Source organism: Vibrio sp. J383 (assembly GCF_023503985.1).
GTDB classification, from domain to species: domain Bacteria; phylum Pseudomonadota; class Gammaproteobacteria; order Enterobacterales; family Vibrionaceae; genus Vibrio; species Vibrio splendidus.
Map to the genome: position 1 here is coordinate 1,236,335 of NZ_CP097294.1, position 22,284 is coordinate 1,258,618.

Consider the following 22,284-nt stretch of genomic DNA (forward strand, 5'->3'; position numbering starts at 1 on the left):
TTTAACTAGTCGATGAGAGTATACGAATAAGAAAATAGAAAAGTATAAAAGGGAGCACATCATGTGCTCCCTTTTTGGTTTTCATATTCTCTGTTTTGTATGTTGTTTAGCGAGAAAAATCAGGAGCAAGTAATGCTCCCGATTGTGTTTGCTTAGAGTTTAAGCGGTAAGTTTCAAGCACTAAGCACTAAGCACTAACCGTTAGGCGATAAGTAATTGATATTTTGAGTTATGAGTTAGGATCTATGTCCGGTAATCCATCGATATCATGGTGGTGATGCTCTTCGTCTTGGTCATGGTTGACGTTCGTATCATGGTGTTCAAGTGCATCTGACATATCTAAGCGTGCTTGGTCATGTGTCGTTGCATCTTGTTGGTCGACTTGTGCAAGTACGATGTCCATGTCCGCAGGTTGATCGTGAACAGTTGTCGATGCCGCATCGGGCTTAATACCCAATGCATCCAGATAAGCAGCGGCACCATGGTGGCTGGGTTTCGGGTCTGGTTCTTGGTGAGCGAGCTTAGTTAAATCCAGATGACTATTATCACTCTCGCTGATCATGACTTCTGAGTCGGCAAATGGATCTGGCTCATCGTGTTGGACAGTTCCCGGAGTAGGAGGAGGCGGTGGAGGCCCAACAGGAGTTACCGTTATTTGAGACGGTTGATGATTATGGTTATAGCTAGTGACATCAACATCTGCTACATGCTGCCCATGTTGAAAAATCTCAAAGTGACCGTGGTGGGCTGTATGGGGATTACCTGTACCAATAGGTCGAAAGCTGACATGGCCTGAATGCTCATCAATATGTGCAGTTCCATAAGGTGAACGAATATCTGCCCCGCCGTATTGATTAAGAGCAAATCCACCGTGCGTATCGGTAGAATGAATTGTCACACCGGTTCCACCTGTCACATGTTGTTGCTGAACCACTGGTCCTGTAGGTAACATAACGGGCGCCTTGTCCACACCACCATACTTCCCAGAGTGATCCTGAACAATATTACCCGCCGCATCGATGCCATCAACTTCAACATGAATATGCCCAGCCAAAGTAGTAATATCAATATCTTTGTAAGTGACGTAATTGTGATCAGGGTTTTTCCCGCTTGCCATAGAAGGAAGATGAATTGATGGATCAACCGTCACGGAATTTCCATTTTCATCAACAAGCTTGATAGCTGTCGGAGTGACATCTTTTGCCATGTATAACTGTAAATTCTCAATAACATCGCCATTAGGTGTATCAACCATATGCACACTAATATCAGCTTGCGTATCAATGGTGACATCAAGAGCTGATGAGGTCACAGGTCCGGTTGCTGTCGGAGCTGTTGCTTCTGCAGTAAAGTGATGGTCTCCATCACCTTGAGCAGGGAGAGTTACAGAAAAATGCCCCGAACTGTCTGATTTAACTGTGCCAATCTGATGGTGTGAAGAGTCATAGATGACGACTGTTGAATGAGCAATTCCAGTAACACCTGCTAATGTCGGTGTAACATCATTGGTAAGATCGTCTGTATTAGAAGTACCAGTATCACTGGTTGACTGCAGATCTAGAGTAACACTATTTACGACTAATGGAGCTTTGTCGACAGCATGTGCAGCAGAGTGATCCTGAACGATATTACCCGCCGCATCGACCCCATCAACTTCAATATGAAGATGACCGCTCAAGCTAGAAACGTCAACATTTTTGAAACTCGTGTATTGATGATCAGGATTATTAGTACTAGCTGAAACCATTGCACGTGATGAAGGGTCTATAGACAATCGAGTTCCATGTTCATCTACAATGGTAAGTGATGTGATCTCTACATCTTTTGCACCATAGAGTTCAAACATATCGATCGTATTGCCCACAGGAGTTCGAACCATGTTAACGCGAATATCTGCTTGTGTATCCAAAGTGTAGGAAATTGTAGAAGATGGCGAAACATTGCCAGCACTATCGGTCTGGCGTACTTGAACATTGTTCACGCCTTCAGAAGGGGCAAAATTACTACTCCAATTCTGTCCGTTATCGATAGAGTATTCGACAACCGCATTTGCTTCTGTACCTGAAATGGTTAGCGCGCCATTATTGGTAAGTAAGTCGGTTTGACTTGAACCAGTATCACTTGCCAACGACACCGTTGGTGCTAAAGCCTGATTATCTAAGGTAAAGGTTAAGCTAGCGCTTGTGGAGGTACTTCCCGTTGGCGAAATCTGACGTACTTCAACGGTATTTAACCCTTGGGAAGGAGTGAAACTACTTAGCCAATGGTGACCACCATCTATGGAATACTGTAATGAAGTTCCATGACCCTGACCACTAACAGATAAGGTTCCATCATTGGTGATGTGGTCAGAAGTGTCTGTGCCTGTATCGTTTGTAAGCGACACTCCAATAGCTGAAAGTACCTCGACTGTATGGGATGCTCCAGAGTCTTGGGCCGTATTACCTGCCGTATCTACTCCCTCTACTTCAATATGAACCGTGCCATTGAGCGTTGAAACATCAATGTTTTTATAAGTAATATAGTTGTGGTCTGGATTTCGAGAACTAGCTTGTGGTGTCATGTGCACTGTTGTATCCACAGTGACTCTATTGCCATGTTCATCGACCAGTTGAATTGAGGTCGGCGTAACATCTTGCCCCATATACAACTGTATTGAATCGATATGGTCACCATCAGGCGTTTGCACCATGTTTACTCGAATATTTGCTTGGGTATCAACAGTGATATCAAGCACTGATGATACTGTTGACGCAGCTGCTGATGGGTCAAGCGCACGGGCAGTAAGGTGATGAGCTCCATCGCCGATGGCAGAAACTGTTATTGAGAAATCCCCTGAAGCATCAGAGGTTCCATGGCCAATCGCATTTTTAGCACCATCGTAGATAGTGACTTGTGAGAATGGTATATCGGTATGGCCATCAATCGTTGGTGTTGTGTCTTTGGTCAGATTATCTGTTTGTGAATCACCAGTATCACTACTATTTGCAAGGTCCAAAGTGACTACATTAGATACTGCAGGATTTGTTGCAGTGACAGGTGCTGTAGTCGTTACTGTTGCTGGTGAGGACACTAACGAAGTGACTACTGGCCTCGTGGTACCTGTTGGGGGAGATACAACGCCCTGTGCGCCAAAGGTGATAAATTGAGAGGATTCCCCGCCATGATTATCGACCACTTTTATCTCAAAGGTATCATCCCCAATATAGTGCCCTTGTTGAGGGTCATAATGCATGCCTTGTACAGAGCCGTTGGGTGAATAGGTGTATGCACCTGTCTGAGGATCGACCGTTAGTGTTCCGAACTGACCTGCGCCTTGCATGACAGAAAACTGGTGGGTGTCTAACTTATCTACATCTGTCTCTGTCAGTGTTCCGGTAGAATGTGTTGCTTGGGTAACGCCAAGTACAGGGTTATCGTTGGTACCATTGACAGTAACAGAAAGGGTATGAGTCCCACTGCCATCAACTGAGGTAACAACGATGTTCTCAACAAAAGATTCTCCTTCCGCTAAACTCTGGATTGAGGGATCTCTATTATCGACTTTATAACTCCAACGTCCATCAGCAAAAACATGGACAACACCGCCATGTGGTGTGGTGAAATCTTGCTCTTGGAGCTGATTTTCTCCGTGGTCAAGATCATGCACAACCAATCGGCCACCGGCATACAACATGTTGGGATAAAAAGTACTTGCATGATCTTCCTGCACACTTTGAGTCGATGGAAGCGATTGTGGCATTGCATCAACAATTGTTGCGCCATCTTGCTCGCCGTTAATTGTTATCTGCACTGGTTTTACTTGTCCGTCACTGGTTTTTACCATGAATACATCAGTAAGAGTCTCCCCAGGTTTTAACTCTTCAACAAGGTGTAGATTGAGATGATTTTGAGCAGCAGAATCAAGTGTAAAGTTATATCTACCATCTTCCCACACAGTTAATGTTCCATACCCGTGCGCGCCGTGATACATATCAAAATTAAAATGTGTATTACTTGAGTCAATATCCGAAATTTGAAACGCACCATTGACGGAATGATGATTAACGCCCACAAAACCACTTTCTGCAGCTTCTGTTTCAGTTATATCTAAGTCTGAAACGGATACTTTTGCTAGGTCGTCAGTACCGCTTATACGAATAACCAAGCTTTCGCTATCCGTAGCTCCGTGCTCATCTTTTACGGTAATAGGGATAGTGAGAATCTTAACCTGACCAGCACTTAAACGTTGATATGATGGATGTGACGGGTCGAATGAGTAGCTGCCATCAGCATTGAACGTCAGGCCATCTACCGGATTGGCAATACTAAACGAGAGCTGGGCATTATGGTCAACATCTGTTGCCTGCATCTGTCCTTGAAGTGTGCTGCCATCTTCGATAACCGATTGAGTTTGAGTTGTAAGCGTTGGGGCATCGTTGGTGCCTGTTACCGTGATAGTAATATCATGTGACGTGCCATCTACTGAATGAACACGATAGATTACTTTTTCGACTTGTCCTTCTGAAAGAGATTGTAGGCGACTATTTTCGACTTCATAGCCCCAATTACCGGCTGTAGACATTCGTAAAGCACCACCGAAAGGGTCGCGGATAGCGTGTTCACCAAACTGACTAAAGCGGAAATGATCCTGACCTGCATCGGGGTCGGTGATAGAAAGAGAGCCAGAGGCCCAAATTGATCGCGTTGAGTCATGGCTAACATTATGGTCTTCAATAATATTGCCAGTATCAACGCCGCCTATGATAGCGCCATCAGCAACTGCAGCAAGATCTATTGTGGCAGAAGTAGATACCGAGGCACCATGAGCATCTTGAATATCATAGGTAAGTGACACTTGCCCATTGAAGTTGGGATCGGGATGAAGGGTAAATGTTCCATCTTTATTATCAGTGATAGTTCCGTGATCGGCCGTAATCATGCCAACAGTGAGTTGACCTTGGTCATTGTGGTCAACATCCGACGCATTGGCTAACAAATCTTTTGCTTGAATGACTACATTGTTATCTTCTGTACCTGAAGCAAGAACAACAGGAGCACTCACCGTAGGAGTATCATTCGAACCATGCACCGTAATCGTCAAATTTTGAGTTGACGTTGCATTAACTTCATCTTTCACTGTCACTGCAATGGTAATCGTTTGTTGCTGCCCTGTACCAAGATGTTGATATGAAGCGTGAGACGGGTCAAAGCTATAACTGCCATCAGCATTAAAGGTCAAACCATCCACAGGATTTACAATGATAAAAGATAGAAGTGGATGCGAATTGTAATCGGCATCAGTGGCCTGCATCTGCCCCTGAAGTGCGCTGCCATCTTCGGTAACCGACTGTGTCTGAGCTGTAAGCACAGGGGCATCATTAGTGCCCTTCACAGTGATTGTGATGTCATGTGACGTGCCATCAGCTGAGTAAACACGATACACAACATTCTCAACATCGCCTTCATGAAGGTATTGAAGGGCACTGTTACTTACTGAGTAGCCCCAATCACCTTGTGGGGTGATGTGCAAACTGCCATGAAAAGGATCATGAATAGCTTGTTCACCAAACTGGGTATAGCGAAAATGATCTTGCCCTGCATCAGGGTCGGTTACCCTCAATGAGCCTGAAACAGCTATGGTTTGAGCAGAGCTTGGTCCTACATGGTGATCTTCAGTGATACTGCCAGTATCAGTACCTTTAATGATGGCAGCATCTCTAACCGCAGCAAGAGTGGTGTTAGCACCGGTATGTGTCACGCCACCATGAACATCTTTCACGTCATAAGTAAAATGCACATCGCCGTTATAATTTTGATTTGGGGTAAAAGTAAAGGTGCCATCACCATTTATCGCAACAGAGCCTTGACGAGTTTGCAAATTCTCAATAGATAATTGACCCACATCGTTGGCATCAACGTCGACGGTATTTTGCAATAATTGAGCTAAGGTCAGTATATGCGCGGTATCTTCTTTGCCTGAACTGAGTTGTACTTCAGAAGAGCAATAGGGCTTATCGTTATCGCCATGAATGGTCACGACAATATCGTGTGATGTACCGTCTTTAGAATAAACAGTAATGGTGTCTGTTAACGATTGTCCTTCACCTAGTTGGTCAATGGTGGTGCCAACAGGTGTCGTCGATGTACCGCTAGTAAAACCGTTATGGCCAATATCAACCATGTAATGCCATGTACCATCTTGGTGTAAATTGACTCGACCATACTGGCCTTGATAATCATAACCGCCACTTTTGGGATCAAATATATTCTCTCCAGCATCAGGGTCAGTAATCGTCAGTTTTCCATCAGCATAAAGCGCTTCGGATGTTAACTGGCTTTTACCGTAGTCAGGTGACATATCAAAATAATGCCCGTGACCTTCATCAACAGAGCCAGTATCTTGCCCGCCAATTTGTGCCGCATCTCGTACAGCTGCAAGCGTTGTGTTGGCGCCAGTCTGTGTTACACCGCCATGTGCGTCTTTAACATCATAGGTAAAATGCACGGGACCGTTGTAGTCTTTTGTTGGTGTAAATGTAAATGTACCGTCAGAATTTATAGCAATAGAGCCATGATCAGCTTGCAGATTTTCAATGGTAAGTTTACCTGCATCATTAGCATCAACATCAACGGTATTTTGTAATAACTGATTTAACGTGAGGACTTGCGCTGTATCTTCTCTACCATTACTAAACCGAACCTCTGATGAGCAATAAGGTTTGTCGTTATCGCCATGAATAGTAATGACAATGTCATGAGTTGTACCGTCTTTGCTTTGCACCGTAATGGTATCGGTAAGTGTTTCGCCCGCTCCAAGTGCGTCTATTGTGCGACCTGAAGGTGAGTTTGCATTGTCAACGACATATGACCAAAAACCATGTTCGGTAATATGCAGCTTGCCGAGTTGCCCATGATATCCATAACCAGATCCATGGGTAACAAATGATGCTTCACCTGCATCGGCATCGGTGATAGAGAGCTGTCCTGATTCATGTAACGTGTTATTCCATATTTTAGCCATACCAGGTTGGGCATAGTCTGGTGACATATTTGGATTTTGATGCTCTGATACATCTCCCTTATCATCGCCGGTAATGATGGCTGCATCGCCCACCGCAGCTAAGTTAGTTGTCGCGCCGGTATGGGTTACACCACCATGTGCGTCTTTTACATCATAGGTAAAGTGCACATCACTGTTGTAGTCTTTTTCTGGTGTAAATGAGAAGCTGCCATCTTTATTAATGGAAATAGAGCCGTGGTCGGCACGCAGGTTTTCAATAGTCATTAAACCAGCATCGTTATGATCGACATCTACGGTATTTTTAAGTAAATCTGCGACAGAAATTGTTTGGCGAGTATCTTCTGTACCTGCATTGAGGATAACTTCAGAAGAGCAATAAGGACGGTCGTTATCACCGTGAATGGTAATCACAATGTCGTGTGGCGTGCCGTCTTTACTGTGAACGGTCATGGTGTCGGTAAGTTCTTCACCTTCACCTAATTGATCAATGGCTCTGCCCGCAGCAGAGTTACCTGCAGACACTTCATAAACCCAGTTGCCATTATCCCAAATCGATAAATGCCCATACTGTCCATTAATAGTGGGTTTCCACTGAAATTCAGCTTCACCAATATCTGGATCCGTAATCGTGAGGTGGCCTTTAGCGGATAGAATCTGGTTAAACAACTTACTCTGGTGTTCTTGCTGATAATCTGGAGAGTGATCTGTCATATCGGCTAAAGCTGAAGTACGATCGCCAAATTCTTCTAGAGTTGCTGTGTCTTGGCCACCTATTTTTGCTGTATCTGCAACAGCGGCTAAATTAAAGCGTGCTTGGGTATCAACTTGACCACCGTGACCATCTTCTACACGGTAAGTTAAACGAACTTCACCGTTATAGTCTTTGTCTGGCGAATAAGTATAAGTACCATCTTTATTGTCAACTATTGTGCCGTGTTCAGCTTGTAGATGAGTGACGGTAAGTGTATCGCTAGTATCTACATCGGTTGCGTGTGTTAACAGATCCGCTTCTTTAATGATGACGGTTTTATCTTCAACACCATCAGGTAGTTGCGCCCATGATGACACGATAGGCTTATCATTGGTGCCATCGATACGAATAACCAGGTTCTGAGAAACACTGTTCCCGCCATTATTATCTGTCGCAATCACTGGAATAATCAGCGTTTGATGCTCACCCACCGCCAAATGATTAAAGCTTGGGTCGGTTGGGTCAATAACGTAAGTGCCATCTGGATTTAAAGTAAAGCCGGGCTGGGTGAGTGGGGAGCTGTACGTGCCCGTGTCTCCATGGTCCACATCCGTGGAAGAAATTTGACCGGTAATTTGTGGATCACCTTCATTCACCATTTGGCTGCTGATGTGGTTTAACACCGGCTTATCGTTGGTGCCATCGATACGAATGATTAGATTCTGAGAAACACTGTTGCCACCATTATTGTCCGTGGCAATCACGGGAATAATCAGCGTTTGATGCTCGCCCACCGCTAAATGATTAAAACTAGGGTCCGTTGGGTCAACGGTATATGAGCCATCTGTATTGAAAGTAAAGCCCGGTTGAGTCAGTGGCGAGCTATAGGTTACCGTGTCTCCGTGGTCTACATCCGTTGAGGTGATTTGCCCCGTGATTTGTGGGTCGCCTTCATTCACCGTTTGGCTGCTGATGTGGTTTAACACCGGCTTATCATTGGTGCCATCGATACGAATAATCAGGTTCTGAGAAACACTGTTGCCACCATTATTGTCTGTCGCAATCACTGGAATAATCAGCGTTTGATGCTCGCCTACCGCGAGATGTTCAAAACTAGGATCGGTTGGGTCAATGGTATAAGAGCCATCTGGATTTAACGTAAAGCCCGGTTGGGTTAGAGGCGACGAGTAAGTCGCGGTATCGCCATGGTCTACATCCGTTGAGGTGATTTGCCCCGTGATTTGTGGGTCGCCTTCATTCACCGTTTGGCTGCTGATGTGGTTTAACACCGGCTTATCGTTGGTGCCATCGATACGAATGATCAGGTTCTGAGAAACACTGTTGCTGCCATTATTGTCCGTGACAATCACTGGAATAATCAGCGTTTGATGCTCGCCTACCGCGAGATGTTCAAAACTAGGGTCGGTTGGGTCAATGACGTATGAGCCATCTGGATTTAACGTAAAGCCAGGTTGGGTCAGAGGTGACGAGTAAGTAGCTGTATCCCCATGGTCAATATCTGTGGAGGTGATTTGCCCTGTGATTTGTGGGTCACCTTCATTTACGGTTTGGCTGCTGATGTGGTTTAACACCGGCTTATCGTTGGTGCCATCGATACGAATGATTAGGTTCTGAGAAACACTGTTACCACCATTATTGTCTGTCGCAATCACCGGAATAATCAGCGTTTGATGCTCACCCACGGCTAAATGATTAAAACTAGGGTCGGTTGGGTTAATGACGTATGAGCCATCTGGATTTAACGTAAAGCCCGGTTGGGTCAGAGGTGACGAGTAAGTCGCGGTATCCCCATGGTCAATATCCGTTGCGGTAATTTGACCGGTAATTTGTGGATCACCTTCATTCACGGTTTGGCTGCTGATGTGGTTTAACACCGGCTTATCGTTGGTGCCATCGATACGAATAATCAGATTCTGAGAAACACTGTTGCCACCATTATTGTCCGTGGCAATCACCGGAATAATCAGTGTTTGATGCTCACCCACGGCTAAATGATTAAAACTTGGATCCGTTGGGTCAATCACGTATGAGCCATCTGGATTTAACGTAAAGCCCGGTTGGGTCAGAGGTGACGAGTAAGTAGCTGTATCCCCATGGTCAATATCTGTGGAGGTGATTTGCCCTGTGATTTGTGGGTCGCCTTCATTCACCGTTTGGCTGCTGATGTGGTTTAACACCGGCTTATCGTTGGTGCCATCGATACGAATGATCAGGTTCTGAGAAACACTGTTCCCGCCATTATTGTCTGTCGCAATCACTGGAATAATCAGCGTTTGATGCTCACCCACGGCTAAATGGTTAAAACTAGGGTCGGTTGGGTTAATGACGTATGAGCCATCTGGATTTAACGTAAAGCCCGGTTGGGTCAGAGGTGACGAGTAAGTCGCGGTATCCCCATGGTCAATATCCGTTGCGGTAATTTGACCGGTAATTTGTGGATCACCTTCATTCACGGTTTGGCTGCTGATGTGGTTTAACACCGGCTTATCGTTGGTGCCATCGATACGAATAATCAGATTCTGAGAAACACTGTTGCCACCATTATTGTCCGTCGCAATCACTGGAATAATCAGCGTTTGATGCTCACCCACGGCTAAATGATTAAAACTTGGATCCGTTGGGTCAATAACGTATGAGCCATCTGGATTTAACGTAAAGCCAGGTTGGATCAGAGGTGACGAGTAAGTCGCGGTATCCCCATGGTCAATATCTGTGGAGGTGATTTGCCCTGTGATTTGTGGATCACCTTCATTCACGGTTTGGCTGCTGATGTGGTTTAACACCGGCTTATCGTTGGTGCCATCGATACGAATGATTAGGTTCTGAGAAACACTGTTGCCACCATTATTGTCTGTCGCAATCACCGGAATAATCAGCGTTTGATGCTCACCCACGGCTAAATGATTAAAACTAGGGTCGGTTGGGTTAATGACGTATGAGCCATCTGGATTTAACGTAAAGCCCGGTTGGGTCAGAGGTGACGAGTAAGTCGCGGTATCCCCATGGTCAATATCCGTTGCGGTAATTTGACCGGTAATTTGTGGATCACCTTCATTCACGGTTTGGCTGCTGATGTGGTTTAACACCGGCTTATCGTTGGTGCCATCGATACGAATAATCAGATTCTGAGAAACACTGTTGCCACCATTATTGTCCGTCGCAATCACAGGGATAATCAGCGTTTGATGCTCACCTACGGCTAAATGATTAAAACTAGGATCCGTTGGGTCAATCACGTATGAGCCATCTGGATTTAACGTAAAGCCCGGTTGAGTCAGTGGCGAGCTATAGGTAGCTGTATCCCCATGGTCTACATCCGTTGAGGTGATTTGCCCCGTGATTTGTGGGTCGCCTTCATTCACCGTTTGGCTGTTGATGTGGTTTAACACCGGCTTATCGTTGGTGCCATCGATACGAATAATCAGATTCTGAGAAACACTGTTGCCACCATTATTGTCCGTCGCAATCACTGGAATAATCAGCGTTTGATGCTCGCCTACCGCGAGATGTTCAAAACTAGGGTCGGTTGGGTCAATGACGTATGAGCCATCTGGATTTAACGTAAAGCCAGGTTGGGTCAGAGGTGACGAGTAAGTAGCTGTATCCCCATGGTCAATATCTGTGGAGGTGATTTGCCCTGTGATTTGTGGGTCACCTTCATTTACGGTTTGGCTGCTGATGTGGTTTAACACCGGCTTATCGTTGGTGCCATTAATAGTGACCGTAACTTGATGTGCTGTGCCATCGGCAGAGTAAACAGTAACGATGTCTGTCGCAGTCGAGCCTTGGCCAAGCCCTTGAACTACAGGGTTATTGTTATCTAAATTGTATGTCCATGCACCGTCTTTTGTGATGCTTAGCATACCGAAATTACTAGTCACTTGTGAGGCTTGAAAGTGGTCTTCTCCAAGATCAGAGTCCGTTACCGAAAGCTGTCCTTGAACTTGCATTGTCAAATCTTCAGTTACAGTGCCAGCATCCATGCCTGTGATGATGGCATTGTCGTCGTTCCCGCCAATTGTCATATCAATGGTTTGTGGCGTTCCATCTTTGGTGTGAATAGTGAAGTTTTCGTGCAATGAAGTGGCTGCGGTTAGCGCTTGAACATTCGAAAGAGAGTTATCAACTTGATACTGCCAATGTCCATCAGCGTCGATGGTTAATGAACCATATTTACCTGAGATAACTTCCGGCTTCACCGAACTTTCATTTTGATCAGGGTCTATGACATCAATTTTACCGTTGGCATGTAACAAGCCTTGTGAATCAATATTGTGATCTTCTGTTACGACACCTGTTAGGTCTCCAGAAATACTTGGCGTGTCTTGCTTACCGGTTACCGGTATCTGAACAATGATGCTCGAGCCATTAGATAGATGTAACGCAAAATGGTCAGTACCTGGTTGGTGCTGATTTAACAGGATGTATTGAGGAGAATTTGGATTCAATACGAATGTGTATTGACCATTGGCATCAACATGAAGCTCTCCGTATGTACCTTTTATAACTTCTGGCATGAAGGTGACGGGTAAAGCGGGCGTCGTAGGAGCATTCGAATGAGTCGGCTGACCGTTACTTCCTGAGGAGATAGTCGGCATCGATACCGAAGGAATGTAATGGACTTGCGGGTGAGAAAGCGTCGACAAATGATGAGAAGGAACCAAGTGAGAGCTCGAACCATGGGGGGGATGACTTGCACTTAAGGTGGCGTTTACGTCGCTGTCACTCGTCTGAGCTTCTTGGAGAGCAACCGCTGATGAGTCCGCTGTTGTATGGTCATCGGTGACGTCTTTTTCGGTCACGCTATTTGCGGTTACTTGATCTGCAGCACCGCTGGAATTGTCTATACTCTCGGCAGCAGCGTGTTTAGCCAATGATGGCAAAATCATCATGAGTGATTGAAAAAGTGGGATATTAACTTTTAAGTGTGAATGCAGTCTGAGCTTCTTTTTTTGTGTTGGTTTCTTTTGTTCTAGCTCGTTACTTTTCTTATTTTTGGTTTCTGTATTTTTCTTGTTTGCTTCGACGTTTTTTTTGTTAGCCATTTTTATCATCCGTGAATCGTGGTTGCACTATTTTAAGTAAAATACACAGATAGAGGTTTCGCTAGCTAATTGGATAATTTTTAAAGAAAATTGCCTTAAATCAAACAATTCTCTCAATTTAATGCAAAAAGGTAATTGAACCTTTTCTGGTCTATCATACAAATGTACAAAGAATTATATTGACCTTACCCTAAGGGGAACCTTTATAGTTGCCCCATAAATTTAAAGGTTAGCTATGACAAACACACTCCGAACAACTTGGATTACTGTTTTCAGCATCTTCGCGATGTTGGTGTCGAGCTATGCCTCAAGTTCATCGGCTCTGATGGCCGATGTAATGATGGCTCAGATGGGCTCACCCCAGTCAGATTGCCATCTTAGTGAATCATCGAATGCGGTATCAGATCTGTCTAACATGACAACGGGTTGCGACATTAGCGTAGTAACTGGCGATGCAGCTGGTGAGCATGCTACACATGCCACTATGTCTCATCATTCCAGTCAGCAGGGTCATACTGAAATGACCGTTTCTGATGATGAAGTAACAACTGCACATTCTTTTTCAATGAGCTCTCATGATGACAATATGATGGGTACGCACTGCCTAGGCGGTTCGGATTTTATTCATAACTGTTGTATCTCTGTTTGTTCTACTGCTTCCTATCCAATTCAGGCTGTTCAAGCCGTCAATCAATTTTCCTTTTCATTAGCTCGTTTTCAATCGGTCACTATTGGCCAAAAAGTCGCACGCGCTCAAGCTTTGCTACGCCCACCCACCGCATAAATCTATATCTAAAAACATAGCGATATCAGGGGAATTAAACCTGATACGTCAATCTTTTATATGCGTTATTTAACGCTAGATATGGACATTCATTGTGAATATAAAACCAACAATCTCCGTGTTTGGAATAAACGCGAGTGTCGTGGTCGCTGCTGCATTACCTCTCACTTTGCTTTCAAGCGCTGCGTTTGCTACGACTGAATCAACTTCTGCCGTTCAGCAAAGTTTAAGATACGGTCAACAAAGTTCGTCACAGCAACTCAATACACTGATCGAGATAGCCTTAAGCCAAGACGGTAACCGCAAGCAATACTTTGCTCAGTCACAAGCGATGCGAGAAACCGGTATTGCCAGCGCAACCTTGATGGATCCGAAACTAAAAGTCGGATTTGGTGGTCTGCCAGTCGATAGCTTCCAGTTTGATGAAGACCCAATGACCAATATTTCGGTTGGTCTGATGCAGCAATTTGAACGTGGCGATACGCTGGATCTACAGCAGAAAAAAGCGGGGCAGCAAGCGGATGGTTTGGCTCTTCAAGTGCAGGCTCGCGAACTGACCATCGCAAATAGCATGACGCAGCTTTGGGTTGAATTGGGTTACCAACAAGTTGCAGAAAGCATCATCAATGAGAATCGACGCTTATTGGTTGAGCTAGAAAACTATGTGCAGACCAATTACTCGATTGGTAAAAGTGAGGCTCAAGACTTACTCAATGCTCAACTTCAAGTCAGTAAACTTGATGAGAAACTGCAAGCCAACCAACAAGTTCAACGCCGTTTAATCTCTCAACTGTCTGAGTGGCTTGGTTCTGACTGGTTAGGATCTCAAGCTATTAACTCTCAGGCTGTGGATCCTCAGACTCTAGAACCTCAGGGGAGGCTTCATGCGACTAATCAAATTGATTGGTCGTTATTAGAGAGCAAGCTGGCGACTAACCGCGATTCAACCAAGCATTATCAACTGTTGATGGAGCATCCGCTCGTTAAAATCACAGATGCGACTATCTCATCCAATCAAACTCAAGTTGAGTTAGCCGAGCAAGCGTATACACCTCAGTTTGGTGTCGAAGTAATGTATGCCCATCGACAAGCGAACAACATGGCTGGAGAACCGGCCTCTGATCTTGTCAGCGCTTATCTAACAGTCGATATCCCTCTGTTTACGGGGAACCGACAAGACAAGAATTTGTCTGCGGCTCAGTACCAAGTCGGCGCAGCAAAATCCCAAAAAGACACCTTACTTTCCCAAATGAACGCGCAAGTGAATGCGTTATTGGTTGATAAGGCGAACCTCACCCAGCGTTTAGAACGCTATCAAAGCACCTTGTTACCTCAGACATCCGCACGAATTAGTGCGGTGGAAAGAGGTTATCAAAACAACACTGCACAGTTTAACGATGTTATTGCAGCGACAGCGGATGAACTGGCACTCCAGCTTGAACAACAACGCTTAACTACTGATCTCAACATCGTAAATAGCAAACTGGCATCGCTGGTCAGTGGCTTTGACTATCAAGTTAATGAACTGCAACTCAACACAAGCGCAACTCAAAACAACAGCCAATCAATAAAGGAATAGACAATGAATACAGTAAAAGTAGCGACTATCGCTTTGTTGGTCGGTGGTGCATTGGGTTTTGGTGTGAATCACTTCGTCATTGGGTCAGCACATAACATGTCAGCGATGACAGGCATGGAGGGAGCGGAATCCAAAGCTGACGAAAGCAATGAACCTCTGTATTGGGTTGCGCCTATGGACCCAAATTATCAGCGAGACAAGCCGGGTCAGTCACCTATGGGGATGGATTTAATCCCTGTTTATGCGGATGACTCAAATGGTGCTAAAGATGAGCCCGGTACCGTGTTCATTGATTCGTCGGTAGAAAATAATCTCGGTGTCAAAACAGCGAAAGTTAACTTCGAAGCGCTGTCTCCTCGGATTGAAACCGTGGGTTATGTGGCGTTCGATGAAAGTACATTGTGGCAAACCAACGTAAGAGCAGCTGGCTGGGTTGAGAAGCTTTATATCAATGCTGTCGGGGAGAAAGTGAATAAAGGTGATGTACTGTTCACGCTTTACTCGCCAGAATTTGTAAAGGCACAAGAAGAGTTACTGAGTGCTTATAAAACGGGTCGTAAAGGATTGGTCAAGGGCTCTACTGAACGCTTGGTCACCCTAGGTGTAGATAAAGCGCAGATACGATCCATCGCTCGTAAAGGGAAAGCCTCGCAAACCATCGAAATCAAAGCGCCTGCGGATGGTGTCATCGCTAGCCTGAATATTCGAGAGGGTGGTTACCTTTCGCCTGCTCAAGCGGTCATCAGTGCAGGGCCTCTAAATGAAGTGTGGGTTGATGCTGAAGTCTTTGAACGCCAAGCACACTGGATCTCATCAGGCAGCAATGCCGAAATGACACTGGATGCGATTCCCGGTAAGGAGTGGCAGGGCAACGTAGATTATGTCTACCCAATTCTGGACCCGAAAACTCGAACCTTGCGCGTTCGTTTGAAGTTCTCTAACCCGCATGGCGAGCTTAAGCCGAACATGTTCGCCAATATTGCACTGAAACCGATCAGTGATGAATCTGTTCTTACTATCCCAAGATCGTCGGTGATTCATTCAGGTGGCATGACACGAGTTGTGCTGTCTGAGGGTGCTGGCAAATACCGTTCAGCGCGTATTGAGGTTGGTCGTGAAGCCAGCGAAAAAATAGAGGTGATTCAAGGGTTGCTGCAAGGTGAGGACATTGTCACTTCTGCACACTTCATGTTGGATTCTGAATCGAGTCAATCGGCTGATCTTTCACGCATTAATGGTGTTGAAGAAGAAGCTGAAACGGTGTGGGCGAACGGTGAAATTTCCGATGTGATGCAAGGCAGCCGCATGGTGATGATTAACCATCAGCCTGTTCCAGAATGGGATTGGCCGGGCATGGTGATGAATTTTACCTTTGCGGAAGGCTTGGACATGAGTGACGTGCAACGTGGTAAGGCGATTGACTTCGAGATGAGAAAGACAGAGTCAGGGCAGTACGAGGTTGTTGATTACAGGGTAAGCGATCATCAAATGGCGGGCGAAGTGTGGGTAAAGGGAGATATCACCATGCTGATGGCAGACTTCGGAATGATCACGGTAAATCACAAGCCAGTGTCTGACTGGGATTGGAAGGCGGGTGAGATGAACTTCCAAGTAAGTGATGACCTTGATTTATCCGAGTTTACCGAGGGTCAAAACATTCGGTTTCTAGTGGCGAAGCAAGGTTCTGATTATGTGCTCAAATCTCTCGAACCGACGAATAGCACGGGTGAGGGCACATTATGATCAATGCAATCATTCGTTGGTCCATCAGTAACCGATTTTTGGTTCTGGTTGCCACGGTCGCCATCGTATTTGGTGGCTTATACAGTGTTAAAAATACACCTGTTGATGCCATTCCTGATTTGTCAGACGTTCAGGTGATCATCAAAACCAGTTATCCGGGTCAAGCACCACAAGTGGTCGAGGATCAGGTGACTTATCCATTAACCACCGCCATGTTAGCGGTGCCGGGAGCTGAAACGGTTCGGGGCTACTCGTTCTTTGGCGATTCGTATGTCTATATCATCTTCAATGATGATACTGATATGTACTGGGCACGTTCTCGCGTGTTGGAATACTTAAGCCAAGTTGCGCCTAACTTGCCATCAAGTGCTAAACCAACATTAGGGCCTGATGCAACCGGTGTGGGTTGGGTTTACAGTTATGTACTGCAAGATAAAACCGGTAAGCACGACTTAGCGGATCTTCGAAGTCTGCAAGACTGGTTCTTGAAGTATGAACTGCAAACCGTTGAGGGTGTGTCTGAAGTCGCGACTGTCGGTGGCATGGTGAAGCAGTATCAAGTACAGATAGATCCGGCCAAGCTACGTGCTTATGACCTAACGCTTCAACAGGTCAACAAGGCAATCCAAGATGGTAATCAAGAAACAGGGGCGTCTGTTGTTGAGATTGCGGAAGCCGAGCACATGGTTCGTACGACGGGTTACCTCACAAGCATCGAAGACATTCAATCTCTACCGCTAAAAGTGACCGACAAAGGTACTCCGCTGCTATTAGGTGACATTGCCGATATTAACCTTGGACCACAAATGCGTCGTGGTATTTCTGAGCTGAATGGTGAAGGTGAAGCCGTTGGTGGCGTTATCGTGATGCGCTTTGGTGAAAATGCCAGTGAAGTGATCGACTCGGTTAAATCCAAACTCGCTGAACTGCAAGCGGGCCTACCTGATGGTGTCGAGATTGTCGCGACTTACGACCGTTCGACTTTGATTGATTCAGCCGTTGAAAACCTTTGGAAGAAGCTGGCTGAAGAGTTCATCGTGGTTGCGATCGTGTGTGCGCTGTTCCTGTTCCATATCCGTTCATCGTTGGTTATCGCGCTAAGTTTACCTGTCGGTATCTTGGGTGCATTCATTGTGATGCATTGGCAGGGTATTAACGCCAATATCATGTCTCTTGGCGGAATAGCGATTGCGATTGGTGCTATGGTGGATGGTGCCATAGTGATGATCGAGAACGTTCATAAACACATTGAACGGACTCCGCTCACTGATAAAAACCGTTGGCAAGTGATTGGTAAGGCTGCAGAAGAAGTTGGCGCACCGCTGTTCTTCTCTCTGATTATCATTACCTTGAGCTTTGTGCCTGTGTTCGCTCTAGAAGGGCAAGAAGGCAAGATGTTCTCACCACTTGCGTTTACCAAGACGTATGCGATGGCCGCAGCAGCCGGTTTGGCAATCACGCTTGTGCCTGTGTTAATGGGGTATTTCATTCGCGGTAACGTGCTACCTGAACATAAAAACCCAGTAAACCGTAGCCTAGTGGCGATGTACAAACCGCTTCTAAACCTCAGCCTAAAATATCCAAAGGCGATGATTGTTATCGCACTTGGCTTAATGGCGTCTGCTTATTACCCAACCAGTAAGCTTGGTAGTGAATTCATTCCTCCTTTGGACGAAGGGGATTTGATGTACATGCCAACCACGTATCCGGGCATCTCAATAGGTAAGGCTCGTGAGTTGCTGCAACAAACTAATAAGCTCATCAAAACCATTCCAGAAGTTGAAACCACGTGGGGAAAAATTGGTCGAGCAGAGACGGCAACCGATCCTGCGCCACTGACCATGATTGAAACCGTGATTCAGCTTAAACCACGAGATGAATGGCGTGACGGTGTCACTACGGAGTCGCTGCGTAAAGAGTTTGATGATCTGATTCAGTTCCCCGGTTTAACCAACGCTTGGGTCATGCCAATCAAAACCCGTATCGACATGTTAGCGACCGGCATTAAAACCCCAATCGGTATCAAAATCGCAGGCCCGGATCTGAGCGTGATTGAAGATATTGGTTCTCAGCTGGAACCTATCTTAAATGGTGTTAGCGGTACGGCTTCTGTGTATGCCGAACGTGTGGCTGGTGGTCGTTATGTCACGATAGATATCAAACGTCGTTCTGCTGCGCGATATGGCTTGAGCATTAAAGAAGTGCAACAGGTTATCTCGACTGCGGTTGGTGGCATGAACGTGGGCGAAACCGTTGAGGGGCTAGAGCGTTATCCAATCAATGTTCGTTATCCACAAAGCTATCGTGATTCTGTCGTTAAGTTGCAGAACCTACCGTTAGTCACACCAAACGGAGCTCGTATCGCTCTATCGGACGTAGCTGATATTCGTTATGAAGATGGCCCTCCGATGATTAAAACGGAGAACGCGCGTCCTAATGGTTGGGTGTTCGTTGATATCGAAGGGCGCGACCTTGGTTCTTACGTGGCAGAGGCGCAAAAAGTCGTCACCGATCAAATCGTCTTGCCTGCCGGATATTCACTGGCATGGTCTGGTCAATACGAATACATGGAACGCGCCAAAGAACGTTTAAGTGTCGTTGTGCCAATCACCATCGCCATCATCATGTTGTTGCTCTATCTAAGCTTCCGCCGTGTCGGTGAGGTGATGATGATCATGCTGACATTGCCACTCGCGATGGTTGGCGGCCTATGGCTGATGCATGTCCTCAATTACAACTTCTCCATTGCGGTGGGGGTTGGCTTTATCGCCCTTGCCGGGGTAGCTGTTGAGATAGGTGTGATCATGTTGGTCTACCTAAACCAAGCTTGGCACTACAAAAAATTGGATGCGGAGCAGAACCAGCAAGCACTTCAGAGTGAAGACTTAACGGATGCGATTCGTGAGGGCGCAGGGCTGCGTGTTCGCCCAGTGATGATGACGGTACTTACTGTGATTATTGGCCTCATTCCAATTATGTATGGCGAGGGAACGGGCTCTGAAGTGATGCAGCGAATTGCCGCACCGATGATAGGCGGAATGGCGTCTGCACTGTTGCTTACCCTACTGGTGTTGCCTGCAATCTTTAAGCTCTGGAAACAGCGTGAGATTACGCACAGCCAAAACGAGACAGACAAATAACGTATTGATTATTAGTCCTTACTTACCAAAACAGAGTGGGTAAGGGCGTACCACATGAACATGTGAAACTAACAAAGAAAAAACTGAATTAATCTAAGGAACGATCATGAAAAAGACACTTATTGCGATTGCACTGACGTTAACTACTGCAACGGCTTTTGCTGAAATGGACAATTCAGCTGTTGACCATTCAAGTATGGATCATTCAGGCATGGACCACTCAATGAAGAAAAATGGAGAGATGGACCATTCTAAAATGGATCACAGCATGATGAAGGATGGAAAGATGGACCACTCAAATATGATGAATATGGAAGGCATGTCTGAAGTGGGTATGCCTGCGACAGGCGCAAAGCCAGATAAAGTGGTTCATGTTCTGCTAAGTGACGATATGAAAATCACATTTAAGAACAAGGTTGATATTGAGCCGAACGACGTGGTGCAGTTCGTTGTGATGAACACAGGCAAGATTGATCACGAATTCTCGATTGGTTCTGCTTCAGAGCAATTAGAGCACCGTGAAATGATGAAAAACATGGGTAATCACGCTCATGACTCGGGCAGCACCGTCACGGTTAAGCCGGGTAAAGCGAAGCAATTACTGTGGCATTTCCATGGTGATAACAACGTAGAGTTCGCGTGCAATATTCCTGGTCACGCTGAAGCGGGAATGGTCAAAGCATTAACGCTATAAGGTGATACACAAGCCATATATAGTTCAAAGGGATGAGTGCTAGGTATGGCTACCTTGTTTTAGTGCTATTTAGGTATTAACTTTAAAAGACTATAGGAATAGGAGTTTAAGGATGAATAAGACAGTTCTAGTACTTGCAGTAACGGGTGCTTTGATAACGTGGTCGACCCACAGCATTGCTGCTAAACCTGAGTGGGCTGGTAAAGGTAAGCCCGATTTAGAAGAAGTAAAAACGTTCGCTGAGGCTAAAAAAGTTGAAGGCGAAATTGATGATCGTGAGAAGCAGCTTGATTCAATGATCGAAGAGAAAAAGAAGAAAGCGAAAAAAAGTAAGAACAAAAAAGATAAGCAGAAACTAGATAAAGAACTCGACGATTTGGAAGACGAGAAAGAAGCCCTCGAAGAGAGTAAAGAGAAGCTCAAAGATAAGAAAGAAAAGCTTGAAGATGATATGGACAATGACGAAGAAAAGTCGGGATTAGAAAAGCAGAAAGACAAGAAAGCGGAACAAGAGCGTAAAGAAGAAGGAAAAGGGTCAGAAAAAGGCCAACAGCAGCGTGAAGAAAACAGCAAAAAGTGGTGGAACTTCTGGGAGTAATGCGAGGGTCTTACATCACCAATTCATTTCAACCTATCAGTACAGCTTTGTGTAACGGGTAAGTCATTGGTTAAACGCTGTGACCAGTTAAAGATAAGTCTCAACCTGTCCAGGAATACATGAACTAACTTGTATTGGCTGAGGCTTATCTGTAGCTAGAATCACTGTAGCAAGATAGAAGTTTCAAGCAGGTGGTGTGCTTCACCGCTTAGGTGCGGCAGTTCTGCCATGATCTTTCTAAACTTGTCGTCGATTGATTCTGCTTCATTCAGCGATCGAAAAGCCAGTACAGCCTGTTCAGGCTCGCTGTTCACATAACCTTTCAATGTATCTAGCTGAACTTTATTGGCATTCTCAACTTTTGCTAGAGCGACATTAATTGCTTCGATGTTAATTGTTAACTCATTGTTTTTAAACATTTTTTATTATTTATGGGTTGTTGCTAATGCGCGCACATTAACATAACTGTTTTTTCGGATATTGACCAAGATTATTAAATTGGAACAATTTTGAAAATCATTAAAAGCTGAACTGCAATGTGTGATTTGGATAGGTGTCAGAAATACGAAGCGATTTAAGGAGTTAATAGCTTTGGGTGATCAATTAGCGTTGATTCGTCAATCCAAGCTTAAACAAAATAAGTTTAATCAGTATAGATTTAATGACTATGGATTTAGCAAACGGAGAAAGTTTTTGAATAGGGTATTGCTGGAAGAAAGCACGTCATGGAGCGTAAGAGAAAGTTGGAGCGTGCAGCGGGAATCGAACCCGCATCATCAGCTTGGAAGGCTGAGGTAATAGCCATTATACGATGCACGCACACTGTCTTAAGAGTAAGACTGAGGCATCGATAAGACTGGAGCGTACAGCGGGAATCGAACCCGCATCATCAGCTTGGAAGGCTGAGGTAATAGCCATTATACGATGTACGCACATCGTCTTAACGAGTTTGATAATGCCACATCTAACTGAAAACGAAACCTTTT

Annotated in this window: 8 protein-coding genes and 2 tRNA genes; 6 read left to right on the forward strand and 4 right to left on the reverse strand. The window is 45.3% G+C overall.

Annotation, left to right across the window (positions count from 1 at the left end; all coding sequences use genetic code 11):
* Positions 1 to 229 precede the first annotated feature (229 nt).
* Positions 230 to 12,760 carry a VCBS domain-containing protein gene (locus M4S28_RS21995; RefSeq protein ID WP_249632870.1) on the reverse strand — a complete coding sequence of 4,177 codons (12,531 nt, stop codon included), beginning with the start codon at positions 12,758 to 12,760 and terminating at the stop codon, positions 230 to 232.
* 235 nt (positions 12,761 to 12,995) lie between these two features.
* Here M4S28_RS21995 and M4S28_RS22000 point away from each other — a divergent pair, with 235 nt between their 5' ends.
* The 6 genes from M4S28_RS22000 (at position 12,996) to M4S28_RS22025 (ending at position 21,298) form a co-directional block, all read left to right on the forward strand.
* Positions 12,996 to 13,544, forward strand: coding sequence for a hypothetical protein (locus tag M4S28_RS22000; protein ID WP_249632871.1), 549 nt, complete (start codon positions 12,996 to 12,998; stop codon positions 13,542 to 13,544).
* Between the two features lie 100 nt (positions 13,545 to 13,644).
* A complete protein-coding gene (locus tag M4S28_RS22005) occupies positions 13,645 to 15,123 on the forward strand; it encodes a TolC family protein (protein ID WP_249633759.1) in 1,479 nt (492 codons plus the stop codon).
* Between the two features lie 3 nt (positions 15,124 to 15,126).
* Entirely contained in the window at positions 15,127 to 16,866 is a 1,740-nt protein-coding gene (locus tag M4S28_RS22010; RefSeq protein WP_249632872.1) for an efflux RND transporter periplasmic adaptor subunit, read from the forward strand.
* The gene (locus tag M4S28_RS22015; protein WP_249632873.1) at positions 16,863 to 20,006 is read left to right on the forward strand and encodes an efflux RND transporter permease subunit; all 3,144 of its coding nucleotides are present in this window, start codon (positions 16,863 to 16,865) and stop codon (positions 20,004 to 20,006) included. The genes M4S28_RS22010 and M4S28_RS22015 overlap by 4 nt, the downstream gene beginning before the upstream one ends.
* A 106-nt stretch (positions 20,007 to 20,112) precedes the next feature.
* Entirely contained in the window at positions 20,113 to 20,700 is a 588-nt protein-coding gene (gene copI / locus M4S28_RS22020; protein WP_249632874.1) for a copper-resistant cuproprotein CopI, read from the forward strand.
* A gap of 112 nt (positions 20,701 to 20,812) precedes the next feature.
* Positions 20,813 to 21,298, forward strand: coding sequence for a hypothetical protein (locus tag M4S28_RS22025; protein ID WP_249632875.1), 486 nt, complete (start codon positions 20,813 to 20,815; stop codon positions 21,296 to 21,298).
* A 161-nt stretch (positions 21,299 to 21,459) separates the two neighbouring features.
* On the opposite strand, the gene M4S28_RS22030 is transcribed toward M4S28_RS22025, so the two are convergent.
* The 3 genes from M4S28_RS22030 to M4S28_RS22040 form a co-directional block, all read right to left on the reverse strand.
* Positions 21,460 to 21,717 carry a hypothetical protein gene (locus M4S28_RS22030; protein ID WP_249632876.1) on the reverse strand — a complete coding sequence of 86 codons (258 nt, stop codon included), beginning with the start codon at positions 21,715 to 21,717 and terminating at the stop codon, positions 21,460 to 21,462.
* Positions 21,718 to 22,042: 325 nt separating this feature from the next.
* Positions 22,043 to 22,117 (reverse strand) — tRNA-Gly (locus M4S28_RS22035).
* 38 nt (positions 22,118 to 22,155) lie between these two features.
* A tRNA-Gly gene (locus tag M4S28_RS22040) sits at positions 22,156 to 22,230 on the reverse strand.
* Between the last annotated feature and the right edge of the window lie 54 nt (positions 22,231 to 22,284).

What these genes read in the sequence shown, in the direction of transcription:
- M4S28_RS21995 (WP_249632870.1), bottom strand. Translation starts at nt 12,760, where the DNA reads ATGGCTAACAAAAAAAACGTCGAAGCAAACAAGAAAAATACAGAAACC.
- M4S28_RS22000 (WP_249632871.1), top strand. Translation starts at nt 12,996, where the DNA reads ATGACAAACACACTCCGAACAACTTGGATTACTGTTTTCAGCATCTTC.
- M4S28_RS22010 (WP_249632872.1), top strand. Translation starts at nt 15,127, where the DNA reads ATGAATACAGTAAAAGTAGCGACTATCGCTTTGTTGGTCGGTGGTGCA.
- M4S28_RS22015 (WP_249632873.1), top strand. Translation starts at nt 16,863, where the DNA reads ATGATCAATGCAATCATTCGTTGGTCCATCAGTAACCGATTTTTGGTT.
- copI (WP_249632874.1), top strand. Translation starts at nt 20,113, where the DNA reads ATGAAAAAGACACTTATTGCGATTGCACTGACGTTAACTACTGCAACG.
- M4S28_RS22025 (WP_249632875.1), top strand. Translation starts at nt 20,813, where the DNA reads ATGAATAAGACAGTTCTAGTACTTGCAGTAACGGGTGCTTTGATAACG.
- M4S28_RS22030 (WP_249632876.1), bottom strand. Translation starts at nt 21,717, where the DNA reads ATGTTTAAAAACAATGAGTTAACAATTAACATCGAAGCAATTAATGTC.